This is a genomic window from Brassicibacter mesophilus, assembly GCF_050433385.1.
Lineage (GTDB): Bacteria > Bacillota > Clostridia > Tissierellales > Proteiniboraceae > Brassicibacter > Brassicibacter mesophilus.
In genome coordinates, this window is the sequence record NZ_JBNPXI010000027.1 from 1 (window position 1) to 12,271 (window position 12,271).

The 12,271-nt window shown below is 31.5% G+C and carries 10 protein-coding genes and 1 riboswitch; of the genes, 4 read left to right on the forward strand and 6 right to left on the reverse strand.

Translation table 11 applies throughout. From position 1 onward, the window contains the following. The first annotated feature begins 330 nt into the window (after nucleotides 1-330). Nucleotides 331-1,449 (forward strand): hypothetical protein, encoded by a 1,119-nt coding sequence (locus tag HNR33_RS19680; RefSeq protein ID WP_429086912.1) that lies wholly within the window; start codon nucleotides 331-333, stop codon nucleotides 1,447-1,449. Nucleotides 1,450-1,908: 459 nt separating this feature from the next. On the opposite strand, the gene cobT is transcribed toward HNR33_RS19680, so the two are convergent. Continuing rightward, on the reverse strand, nucleotides 1,909-2,958 hold the full coding sequence (gene cobT, locus HNR33_RS19685) for a nicotinate-nucleotide--dimethylbenzimidazole phosphoribosyltransferase (RefSeq protein ID WP_429086915.1): 1,050 nt from the start codon (nucleotides 2,956-2,958) through the stop codon (nucleotides 1,909-1,911). 95 nt (nucleotides 2,959-3,053) lie between these two features. Further along, nucleotides 3,054-3,233: riboswitch (cobalamin riboswitch) on the reverse strand. A 125-nt stretch (nucleotides 3,234-3,358) separates the two neighbouring features. Continuing rightward, a complete protein-coding gene (locus HNR33_RS19690; protein ID WP_429086917.1) occupies nucleotides 3,359-3,982 on the reverse strand; it encodes a HutD/Ves family protein in 624 nt (207 codons plus the stop codon). Between the two features lie 175 nt (nucleotides 3,983-4,157). Between HNR33_RS19690 and HNR33_RS19695 the strand changes: the two genes are divergently transcribed. The 3 genes from HNR33_RS19695 to HNR33_RS19705 all read left to right on the forward strand — a co-directional run bounded on the left by HNR33_RS19695 (nucleotide 4,158) and on the right by HNR33_RS19705 (nucleotide 8,512). Further along, nucleotides 4,158-5,582, forward strand: a complete 1,425-nt coding sequence (locus tag HNR33_RS19695; protein WP_429086920.1) for a L,D-transpeptidase — start codon at nucleotides 4,158-4,160, stop codon at nucleotides 5,580-5,582. A gap of 148 nt (nucleotides 5,583-5,730) precedes the next feature. Further along, nucleotides 5,731-8,091: a phosphoenolpyruvate synthase gene (gene ppsA / locus HNR33_RS19700; protein ID WP_429086922.1), complete on the forward strand. Its 2,361-nt coding sequence runs from the start codon at nucleotides 5,731-5,733 to the stop codon at nucleotides 8,089-8,091. A gap of 145 nt (nucleotides 8,092-8,236) precedes the next feature. Further along, nucleotides 8,237-8,512: a hypothetical protein gene (locus tag HNR33_RS19705; protein WP_429086924.1), complete on the forward strand. Its 276-nt coding sequence runs from the start codon at nucleotides 8,237-8,239 to the stop codon at nucleotides 8,510-8,512. Here the strand turns inward: HNR33_RS19705 and HNR33_RS19710 are convergent. The 4 genes from HNR33_RS19710 to HNR33_RS19725 form a co-directional block, all read right to left on the reverse strand. Continuing rightward, nucleotides 8,509-10,011, reverse strand: coding sequence for a sensor histidine kinase (locus HNR33_RS19710; protein ID WP_429086926.1), 1,503 nt, complete (start codon nucleotides 10,009-10,011; stop codon nucleotides 8,509-8,511). The two genes, HNR33_RS19705 and HNR33_RS19710, sit on opposite strands and share 4 nt — an antisense overlap. After that, nucleotides 10,001-10,699, reverse strand: a complete 699-nt coding sequence (locus HNR33_RS19715) for a response regulator transcription factor (protein WP_429086928.1) — start codon at nucleotides 10,697-10,699, stop codon at nucleotides 10,001-10,003. Before HNR33_RS19715 ends, HNR33_RS19710 begins: the two co-directional genes overlap by 11 nt. Beyond that, a complete protein-coding gene (locus HNR33_RS19720) occupies nucleotides 10,645-11,313 on the reverse strand; it encodes a phosphatase PAP2 family protein (protein WP_429086930.1) in 669 nt (222 codons plus the stop codon). The genes HNR33_RS19715 and HNR33_RS19720 overlap by 55 nt, the downstream gene beginning before the upstream one ends. Nucleotides 11,314-11,455: 142 nt before the next feature. Beyond that, nucleotides 11,456-12,262: a MetQ/NlpA family ABC transporter substrate-binding protein gene (locus HNR33_RS19725; RefSeq protein ID WP_429086932.1), complete on the reverse strand. Its 807-nt coding sequence runs from the start codon at nucleotides 12,260-12,262 to the stop codon at nucleotides 11,456-11,458. Between the last annotated feature and the right edge of the window lie 9 nt (nucleotides 12,263-12,271).

Here is a 12,271-nt window from a genome sequence, read left to right on the forward strand (position 1 = left end):
CTTCTGATGAAGGAAGAATACCTTCTTCAGTTACTTAGGTATAGAAAAGGTTAAATATGTATTAGCCTTAATGGCTATATCATTATTATACAAGGGAGGTGAAGAAATGTATAAAATAAGAGATCCAAATAGAAATAGCCTTAAAACTCAAAGGACTGCCGCCTAGCAAGTCGACTTAGAGTTAAAAGACTATTTGTTACTTTCATTATAACAATTAATTAGATGTATGCATACAGTAATATAAAAAATTTTTAAAATCAAATAAATTTTATAGCTTAATTAAAATATAAAAATCATGAGAATATAATAATAAAAAAGGATGGTGTAAACATGAAAATTTTAAGCAAAAGCTTAATAAATTTTCTTATTATAAGCATTATATTAGCGTCTGTTGTAATAGCGGCGCCAGATAAAGAGAAAGATAGTATATATTTGACAGAAGATTTAACATATAATAATCTCATAAAAAATATTGAGAAGACAAATAAAATGGAAGATGCAGAGAAATACAAATATATTATAATTGATAAAAAGGATAAGTATTTAAAAGAAATCGATAAGTGGTTAGAAGAAGGTAAGAAAATCATTATTAAAGATAAAGATATTAGTAAATATAACTTTGATAAATTGGGATTATCTGCAGAGCAAATTAAAGATAAGGAATTAGAGCGAGGCGAATATTTAAAAGAAATGGGGTTATATAAAACTGGGCTACTTATTTATGAAAAAGAAGACGGAAGCAGAAACTATGTTAATATCAATGTAAGTAATGAAAGTGAGGATTTTGTACTAGAAACATTTAATAGAGCTTTTACAAGTGACTATAGTGCTCTTATGGAAGCCGAATCATATATGACTATAAGTGGTGTAGCGTGGACACATGCTGGTACAGAAACAGATTATAACGCGCATCCTCAAGGACTAGATGTAAGATGTTCTTTAGTAGTATATAAAGACCCCAATTCACCTGATGACCAAGATGAATATCATACTTTTGCCGAATTTAGAACAGATGCTGAGATTGTAGATATTCCTGGAAGTACAGGAACTAGACACATAGATCAGGTTCGTTTAAAAATATTGAATAGCGATGGAACGGTTTATAAAACTGTACCGGAATCAAACATTAGTAATGAACCAGAATTCTCAGTATCATATCCTTGGGGAGTTAGTACACTCTTTAGTTTTGGTACAAAAGTAGATGTAACAAAAACAGATGGCGGAATTAATGATTCTTTCGTAAAGTATGAATTTGAGCCTCAATCAATGGGCTTAGATTCATATACTAGTGATATGCAATCTCTAGTTGGAATAACAACTGTAGGCAGTTCAAGTTCTTATAACTATTATGGTTACTATTTTGTTGATTTAATAGTATTTACTGATCCAGAAGGAGTATTGGATGGTGATCAAACTTATAATTCTTACATTAGAGTTAATAATAATTAGTACTAATTAAGTACTGTAATAGGTGTAAATGAAGATATAAACGGCAGAAACTATTCTAGAGGATATGTCTACACTCTACAAAACAAATAGACGAAGTGTGAACAGAAGTACGGACACAGGATTCTACTTTTTGTTCACACTTTTGTTTTGTATAGAAATGCATAAAAACAAATAAGAATATCAATTTGATGTAGATAGCCTGTTCTAAGGATTTTCGTTGTAATTAACTGAGTATAAGGGTTGTAAAGGTGGAGCTGTGAAAAGAGTCTTCCTTATTTATTTTTTGACTTAAAAAATATTTTGAAAATTAGTACTTTAATCTAGGATAGATTATTCATAATCGAAACATATATCGCATTATATTTATAGTTATTTTTAAAAAAATGATTAGGCATAGTGAAAATCCGATACAGAAGATAATGTATCGGATATCTATTTCTTGTATATATAATTTTACTTCTATACTACACCAATTCCTGCTTCTTCAAAGGTTATCATTTTTTTATTCATAAATGCAGCAGCTTCTATTATGTTAAAAGCAAGCGCCGCACCACTGCCTTCTCCTAGTCTCATATCAAGGTCAAGCATAGTTGGTAGTCCTAGTAAGTCAGAAGCTGTTTTTGCCCCTTTTTCATTGGAGGCATGAGAGCTAACCAGATATTGTTTAACCTTAGGTTCTATAGTTGCTGCAATCAGAGCAGCTGCTGTAGATATGTATCCATCTACTACAACAGGTACTTTATTAGCAGCTCCAGCAATCATTACTCCAGCCATACCGGCTATGTCAAGACCTCCTACTTTAGCTAATACGTCTATTCCATCTTCTTTGTTTGGTTTATTTATTTCAACAGCTTTCTTAATTACATTTATTTTGTTTATTAATTGTTCTTTGGGAAGATTTGCTCCTACTCCTGTGATTTCACTAGGATCAATACCGCTTAAAACAGAAATTATTGCTGTGCTTGGAGTAGTATTTCCAATACCCATTTCGCCAGTACCTAGCAAATTTCTTCCTTTATTTATCTGGTCAGTTGCTATTTCAATTCCTACTTCTATGGCTTTAATAGCTTCTTCTTTTGTCATAGCAGGTCCCTTAGTCATATTATCAGTACCATGCTTTACTTTTCTTTTTATAACGTTTTTATCGTCTATATCTTCCATTACTCCGATATCAACAGTTATAACATCTGCTTTTGCCTGTGCTGCAAGTGCACAAACACCACTTACTCCATTAGCTATATATGAAGTCATCATCTTTGTTACTGCCTGAGGCGCCGCTGCAACACCTTCTTCACACACACCATGATCAGCAGCCATAACAATTATAGCTCTATTATCAACACTCGGATGAAGTTTTCCTGTTATTCCAGATAGTTGGACAGCTATATCTTCTAATTTTCCTAAGCTTCTTTGAGGCTTAATCAAATTATCTATCCTCTCTTTTGCTTCATGCATTGCTTCTTGATTTAACACTGTTATTTTTTGTAGAGTTTCATTTAATATTTTCATATATATTCCTCCTATTTTAAAATATAAAAAAATCCACACCAAAAATGGCGTGGATTTTCCATCATCCTCACCTAGGCCTGCTTTTTCACACGAAGCGGCTTAGTAGTTCTTAGGCAGGTCTCCTGACTTAGGTTCATCACCAAAGTACTGCCTTCCCTCAATAAAGAAGTGGCATATTAGTATTGGCTTACCTTTACAGTGGCGGGCCCGTTCGAGATTTTCACTCGATTCCCTATTCTCCCTTATTACAGGGCACCTAAAAAATGTTATTCATTTTATTATATATAGATTTTATTCATAAAGTTACTAAATGTCAATAACATTAGCGAAATTATTATGCCTTAGACAGTTATTCAATATGCATTTGAAAAATGTATACTAGATATTTCTAAGATGAATTTTAGTAGTATATTGATGTTCTTATTAGTTTAACATCACATGATTCGACATTATTGAAGTTAAAGCAGAATGTATTTTCTGAGGATTTTCTAGTTATTTCGAATATATCGCCTTGTTGTAGTCTATACATTTTGTTTAATTCTGTAACGACTTCAAGATTCCCTTTTACTATATAGAATACATCTGTTATTGTTGAGTAGTTTCCGGTAACTTTATTAGTAAATATTATTTTTTTAGATACTTTTTCTTTTAAAATAATAGACTGTAAATTTCCGCAGCATCCACTAGACATCATTAAATTAAAATCAGTTACCTTTCCATAGCTTTTTGTAGTCCATTCACCTTTAAAACTGTCTTGTTCAAAAGCACTTAATTCAATAGTGTGATGCCCCTCATGTTCAAGCCGAAGCTTTTCTTCAATAATCATTATTATCCTTGATATTCCTGGCAAATATGTAAATGTAGATTCTTCATCATCAACTTTAGCGGAACTTAACCTCCATTTGAAGTTTCGTTCACCATATTCAGCTTCTTCTGGATAAATTAATAGCTGTGCTGTAGTGCCTCCTGACCATTTGCTCGTTTTATGCTCTTCTTTTTTTATAATACTAATTTTATTAATCAAGAAGATATCCTCCTTGTACAGTAATGTTTGTGTTGTAATACTTAATTCTAACTATATAGCTTGAATTCATAAAAAGTCAATATTCACTATAAAAATGATTTTTTTGTCAATATACACTTTCTAATACTTTTTTCATCAATTTTGGATAAACTAAATACATCGGGAGGTGTAAATGATGAAAAAAATTACTTTATTATTATTAATACTTATTTTGATTTTAACATCTTGTTCAATAGGACAAAATAATAAACCTGAAAAACCAAATACAGACTATTCTCAGAAAAAAGGACCAAACATTAATCCCAATGAAGGTGGAGAAGGTGGTCAGGACATAACAAATAGAGATGATGTGGAGCCTGATATTAATCATATCGATATTGAAGTAGATAGGAAGATGACAGATGATGCAGTAAAAAATGGTAAAGAAAAGAAAGACATTATATTAAATCAAAACAATTCTAAAAAAGATAATACGAAGGGGTTTAATAGTCAAAAGCTTTCAGATAACATTAATACAGGTATCTTAATAGAAAGATATAATACCAAGGTGCCAGACTATATAAATGTAGATTTAAGGTATGCTGAATATGACATACCACTTGATTATCTGCTAGTTACGACTGAAGGAGTAAAGATTTTTACTGAACCTAGAAAAAGTTCAAGTACACTAGGATCAGCAAACTTTTTTGCAAAAGTAAAATTGGAAGGAAAAGTAAAAGGCGAATATATAGACGCGCTGAAAACTGACGAATGGTACTTGTTATCTTGGATGGAAGAAGGGCAAATAGCATATGGATATGTAATGAAAAATGCTGGTGAACCAAGAACATTCAGATTTGATAAAATGGCTCAATCGATTAGAGGTCTTGAAGATAAGCTTATTGATAGGAAATATGGATATATATCGAACTATAAGGATAGAAATGGCTCTCCTCCACTAAAAGACGGAAAGGCTATAGATGAGTTTGGTATTCAGGCATATCAAAGTGCTCCTGCATATTCTAGTCTAGAAGATATGTCAGACTTTAGATATTTTCCTGATGGAACGATTGTATTTATCCATGATGAGCAAGGTGAATACTTCAAGGTTGAAAATTTAGCATATCAAGGAATGTATTGGATACCTAAAAAGTTTATTTCATTTGATGATAATATAGATAGTCTCAATAAGGTAGTAGTTGTAGATAAATTAAATCAAAATCAAGGTGCTTTCGAAAAAGTAGACGATAAATGGACACTTATTTCGTATACATTAGCTACAACAGGATCAACAGAACAAAATAAATTTGAAACTCCGACAGGATTCTTTAAGCTATTAGAAAAAAGAGATAGATTTTATTATATTAATGACAAAACAAAAGAGCTTGGTGGATACGCACCTTATGGAACAAGATTTACTGCAGGAGCTTATATTCATGGTGTTCCAATTGATTATGTCAAGAAGAATGGAGAAAATGTAGATCCTGGTATGCGAGAATATTTATTTACTATAGGAACTACTCCTAGATCACACAAATGTGTCAGGAACTATACAAGCCATGCTAAGTTTATATATGACTGGGCAGATGTTAACGATACTGCAGTGATAGCTATTGATTAGTATAAGAGAAAAAGTCTTCTTTTAGAAGACTTTTTTGTTCTTAATAAAAAACATGTAATAAACATAAAAAAAATATAAAAAGTATAGCACATTTAACTAAATATGATATAATATATAGTATAGTAAATGATAAAGGAGACGATAAACAATGAGCGAATATAAATATATAAAATGGTTTAATGAAATAAACAAAGAAGATATCCCTGTAGTAGGAGGGAAAGGAGCAAACTTAGGAGAGCTTACAGTAAAAGGAGTAAATGTTCCACCAGGGTTCTGTGTTACCGCATCAGCATATTCAGATTTCATAGAAAAATCTAATTTGCAATACGATATAGTAAATATTCTTAATCAATTAAATGTTGAGGATTCTGCTCAATTACAAGCTAAGAGCTCGGAAATAAGAGGACTTATTATTAAAGCGAATATTCCAACCGAGATAGAAAATGAAATTGAGAAGGCTTATATAGAGTTTAGTTCAAAAGTTAACTTAGAAAACCCTCAAGTAGCTATAAGAAGCTCTGCAACAGCAGAAGATCTTCCAGAAGCGTCTTTTGCAGGACAGCAAGATACATATCTCCATATTGGTGGGATAGAAGAAGTTATGAGACATATTAAAAGATGTTGGGCTTCTTTATGGACAGCTAGAGCAATATATTACAGACAAGATCAAGGATTTAACCATCAAGAAGTTTCATTAAGTGTAGTTGTTCAAAAAATGGTTAATAGTAGAATTGCTGGTGTTATGTTTACAGCTAATCCTATTACAAGTGATATGGGTCAAATAATGATCAATGCAAGCTGGGGTTTAGGCGAAGCAGTAGTATCAGGTATAGTAACTCCAGATGAATATATTTTAGACAAAGGAACACTATCAGTAGTTGAAAAAAATATAGCTGAAAAGAACACAATGGTAATAAAAAATATAGATGACGTTGGAACTGTAGAAATCAAGGTTGGAGAGTATCTTGGATATGAAAAAGTAACATCACCATGCCTAAATGATTTAGAGGTAGCTAACCTAGGTAGAAATGGTATGTTAATTGAAGAGCTTTACAAGGCACCTCAAGATATAGAGTGGGCATTAGATAGTGATACTGAACAGTTATACATCTTACAAGCAAGACCTATTACTACTTTAAAAGGGGAGAAAAGTGAAATGGCAGCTGAAGAGCGTACAGAAGAATTGAAAATGTTAGCAAAAGGATTACCAGCATCACCAGGAATTAGTAGTGGCAAAGTTAGAAATATTAAGGATATTAGTGAAATAGAGAGGGTACAAGATGGAGATATTCTTGTAACAGTGATGACTAATCCTGATATGGTCCCAGCAATGAGAAAGGCTGCTGCAGTAGTAACTGATGAAGGTGGTAGGACATGTCATGCTGCTATTGTATCAAGAGAATTAGGCATCCCTTGCATAGTGGGTGCGAAGAAAGCAAGCGAAGTATTAAACGAAGGACTTGAAGTTACAGTTGATGCTACCAGAGGAGTAGTATATAAAGGGAAAGTATTGCAAGAAAAACAACAAGCAAAGAATGAGAAGACAACAGCAGCAGCTGGATTTAGTGAAGAAATAATGAGTCAATTATCTCCTATAACTGCTACAAAGATATATATGAACTTAGGGGAGCCTGAGATGATTCAGAGATATAAGAACCTTCCTTTCGATGGAATAGGTCTTATGAGAACAGAGTTTATATTTACTAACCTAGTAGGTGCACATCCTATGTATCTATTAAGAACTGGTCAAGGACAATTATTAATAGACAAGATGGCAGAGGGTGTTACAAAAGTAGCGCAAGAAATATATCCAAAGCCAATAGTAGTAAGATTAAGTGACTTTAGAACAAACGAGTTCAGAGGATTAAAAGGTGGAGACGAAGTTGAGCCAGTAGAAGCTAATCCAATGATAGGATGGAGAGGCGTATCAAGATATATCTCTAATGAATATGAAGAAGGCTTTAGACTAGAGTGTAGAGCTATTAAAAAAGTAAGAGAAGAGTTTGGATTAACTAATGTATACGTAATGCTTCCATTTGTAAGAACTACTTGGGAACTAATTAAAGTAAAAGAAATCATGGTTTCAGAAGGACTAGTTCAAAGCAATAACTTTAAAATCTGGATAATGGCAGAAGTTCCATCAGTAGTATTTGAAGCAGAAGAATTTGCTCAATTAGTAGACGGATTTAGTATAGGAAGTAACGATTTAACTCAGCTTGTAATGGGTGCTGATAGAGATTCAGGAATATTAAACAATATGGGATATTTTGACGAAAGAAATGAAGCAGTTAAAAGAGCAATATCAATATTAATAAAAGCTGCTCATAAATATGGAAAAACTATATCAATCTGTGGTCAGGGACCATCTCAATACCCAGAGTTTGCTGAATTCTTGGTACAGCAAGGGATAGACAGCATGAGTGTAAATCCAGATACAGTAGGATATACAAGAAGAATAGTTGCTTCAGCAGAGCAAAAAATAATTCTTAAAAAATTAAGAAGTCTATAAAAAATATAAGAATCACCCTCAGATATATTAGAGGGTGATTTCATTGTTTTTTGAATGTCTTTTTAATAATTTAAAAGGACTTTGTGATTATAAGTAGAAGTAATTAGTATAATAAATTATAAAGCTTTGAAAGGGGTTTCCGTTAATGAATTCTTTTGACAATAATCCGAGAGATTACTCTACAAACAATCATAATTATCCAAATGAGTATCTAAATAGATACGATAGTGATGAAGTTGTTACACTAGGTACATGGATTGGGGTATTATTTATAACTGGAATTCCTCTTGTTAATATTATTGGTTTACTTGTTATGGCCTTTGGAGTAGAAAATAAAAATATAAGAAACTATGCAAGAGCGTCACTAATACTGTTAGTAATCGGATTTGCAATAGTTTTATTACTAAAGGGTTGTAGCTAGTTGTTTCTCTTGAATCTTACATTAAAAGATATAATATTGTCTACACATTCGGCCCATATTTTACCATCTTGGATTTCGACTAAGTTTTTTGCAATGGCTAGTCCAAGTCCAGAGCCACCGCTGTTTGATGACCTTGATTTTTCGACCCTATAAAATCTATCAAATAATTTGTCTAAGTCTTCTATTGGTATATTATCCCCTGTATTTTCTATATCTATAGTTACAGTGTTCTGATCTGAAAACAGAGATATTTTTACTATACCTGGCTTATAGCTGTATCTTATAGCATTCATGAGAAGATTTTCAAATATACGTACAGTTTTATCTGGATCGATATCTACATATATTTTTTCTCCGCTTATTTTCTTAACGAAAGTAATATCATTTTCCCTTGCAATAGGAACTAGCTCTTCAATTAACTGCTCAAGCAATTCATTGATTGAGACAGTCTTTAAATCAATGCTTACACCTGAATTAGACAGCTTTGTATATTCAAACAAATCTTCAATTAGAACTTGGAGCTTTTCTGATTTTTTATAAGCTACTTCAATGTAATTTTCAAGATCGTCAGCACTATTGAAGTTTTTATCTTTAACTAATCTTAAGTATCCCATAATTGAAGTCAACGGAGTTCTCAAATCATGAGATACGTTTGTTATAAGCTCACTTTTCATTTGTTCAGCTTTTCTTTCATTTTCAATTTTTGTTCTTAGCTCAATAGCCATAAAGTTTATGTTGTTTGCCAAAGCACCTAACTCATCTTGGCTTTTGACCTTAACACGATAATCTAAGTTTCCGGTAGCTATTTCCAATATTCCTGCAACTAATTCTTCTAGATATCTTACTTTTCTCTTTGTTATATAATAAAAAAGGAATATAAAAGTTGCGATTGCAGTAACTGTAGGTAAAAAACCGTCGCCTCGATAATAGTAAACTATATTTGCTTCAGGGATTCCGCTAACTATAAGATAAGCGTTTGTGTTTTTTATACTTATAGGATAAATGCTATAAAACTCTTTTCGATTCTCAATATATTCTTCATTATAATTATCAGTATACCTGTTATTCATAGCATTTTTTAAGATACTATAAATGTCTATTTTAGTTTCAGCTGCGTTATCTGATTTATAAAGCACATTACCATCTATATCTGTAATTCTTACTTTTAACCCCTGTGAATTGCTCCTATTATTGATAAAATCTTTAAATGATTCTTCGTTATTAACAAAATCACTGTTTCTAGTTAGACTATCAATAATATACTTTGCCTCTGAGTCTATATCTCTGATTCCAGATTCATAGTCAATAGTAGCATATCTATTTTGGTTTAAATTATCTACAATACCCAAGACAATGACAGAAGCAATTAGGCATAGAGCAATAGTTAATATGAGTTGTAGCCGTATATTCTTTTTTACCTTGGATTTTATACTTAGAAATATATTTTTTAAAAGCTTAAAAATATTTAGTTTTTTAAATAAATTTAATCTATTTTTCAACTTTATAACCTACCCCCCAAACTGTTTTAATGTATCTAGGTTTTCGTGGGTTGGCTTCAATCTTTTCACGAATGTTTCTTATATGGACCATTACTGTATTATCAGATTGCAAAAAAGGCTCCTTCCATACTGACTCATAAATTTTTTCTATGCTAAATACTATTCCTTTATTTCTTGAAAGAAGCAAAAGAATATCAAATTCTCTAGGAGTAAGTTTAATGTTTTTTCCATCTATTTTTACTTGATGGGTAGAAGTATTAATAACTAAATCATCTACTTCAATTTCTTCATTATTGTTACTAGTGCTGTAGTCATTTAGCTTTGTATATCTTCTTAATTGAGATTTTACTCTAGCGACTAGTTCCAATGGATTAAATGGCTTTGTTACATAATCATCAGCTCCGCTGCTTAGTCCTAAGATTTTATCCATATCCTCAGATTTTGCTGATAGCATGATGATTGGCATGTTTTTTTGCTCTCTAATTTTAATACATGCTTTTATGCCGTCAAGTTTTGGCATCATGATGTCTAGTATTATTAAGTCAACTTTTTGATTGTGTAAGATATCTAAAGCATCTAATCCATTAGTAGCTTTGATAATATCGTAACCTTCATTTTTTAAATATATTTCTATTAGTTCTCTAATTTCTTTTTCGTCATCAACAACGAGAATAGTTTTTCTTTCCATTGAGATACACTCTCCAAATCTAATTTATATATTATATTAAAAATTACCTCTCCTAATATTATAGCTGAAATTGCATCTAAAACCACATGTTGTTTTACAAATAAGGTTGATAAAATTATTAGTATAGAAATTGAACTAATTATTAATGTATTATACATATTTCTGACATTACTTTTTAATATTGCTTTCATCATCAAATAACTAGTATATGAATGAATGCTAGGGAAGCAGTTATATGGATTATCATTGCTGTATATTAATAAAACCAGCTTGGATAGTATATCATTACCAGTTATATTAGGTCTATGGACTGTTGTCTGGTACACGAAGTATACTATAAAACAAACTATCATACCTAAGTTATATGATATTAAAGTTTTATAATACGTATTCTTATCCTTTAAAGCTAAATACACAAGGACAATAAAAATGAAAAAATACCATGATACGTATGGAATAATAAATACTTTCATAAATGGAATTGCTCTATCTATGCCTGTAATTAAAACATTAGCTCCATTTCCAGGATTGTTCAGAAAATTATAAAATATACTTACGATTGGAATAGTAAGTAAACAAGCTAATGCTACAAGAGTTTTGCTGATTTTTCTCAACTTTAGTCCTCCTTTGATTATCTTATAGCATTAATTATAATAAGAAATTCTTAAAATATCTTTATATAGAATCTTAAGAAATTCTTAAAATTAAAGGAGCTACTTGAGTGATCAAATAGCTCCTTTATAAAGATGATATTTGTTAAAATGCAGGAACAACTCCTCCATTGTATTCACTTTCAATAAATTTCTTGATTTCCTCTGACTGTAAAGCTTTAATTAAAGCTTGAAGCTTAGTATTATTTTCTTCTCCTTTTCTAATTGCAATAATATTTGCATAAGGAGAATCTGCTCCTTCAAGAACGAGAGCATCTTTAGTTGGAACAAGACCGGCTTCTATTGCATAGTTTCCGTTAATAACAGCGCCATCCACATCATCTAGTATCCTTGGAAGCTGAGCTGCTTCTAATGGCTTGAATATAAGGCCTTTAGGATTTTCTGCTATATCTTTCTCAGTTGCTTTTAAACCTGCATTTTCATTTAATTTTATAATACCGTTATTTTGTAACAGGATAAGTGCTCTTCCGCCATTAGTTGGGTCGTTTGGAATAGCAATAATAGACCCTTTTTTCAACTCATCTATAGATTTTAATTTATTTGAATATAGACCTAATGGTTCCACATGAACTTGACCTAGTGATACAAGCTCTAAGTTCTTTTCTTGTGCAAAGCTTTCTAAGTATGGAAGGTGCTGAAAGAAGTTTGCGTCGATTTCTTTTTCTGCTAATGCTAGGTTTGGCTTAACATAGTCAGTAAATTCTACAATCTGAAGATCTATACCTTGTTCTTTAAGCTGAGGCTTTACTTTTTCAAGAAGCTGAGAATGAGGCATAGGAGTAGCACCAACCTTTAATATGTTTGAATTGTCGTCCTTTGATTGACATCCACCTAAAACAAATCCACTTAATAATACAGTAATTAATAATACAATAGCTAATGATTTTTTCACAATTACTCC

Coding starts and splice junctions, on each gene's coding strand:
- cobT (WP_429086915.1), bottom strand. CDS start 2,958: ATGAAAATATTAAATGAAACTCTACAAAAAATAACAGTGTTAAATCAA.
- HNR33_RS19705 (WP_429086924.1), top strand. CDS start 8,237: ATGAATTCTTTTGACAATAATCCGAGAGATTACTCTACAAACAATCAT.
- ppsA (WP_429086922.1), top strand. CDS start 5,731: ATGAGCGAATATAAATATATAAAATGGTTTAATGAAATAAACAAAGAA.
- HNR33_RS19695 (WP_429086920.1), top strand. CDS start 4,158: ATGAAAAAAATTACTTTATTATTATTAATACTTATTTTGATTTTAACA.
- HNR33_RS19680 (WP_429086912.1), top strand. CDS start 331: ATGAAAATTTTAAGCAAAAGCTTAATAAATTTTCTTATTATAAGCATT.
- HNR33_RS19715 (WP_429086928.1), bottom strand. CDS start 10,699: ATGGAAAGAAAAACTATTCTCGTTGTTGATGACGAAAAAGAAATTAGA.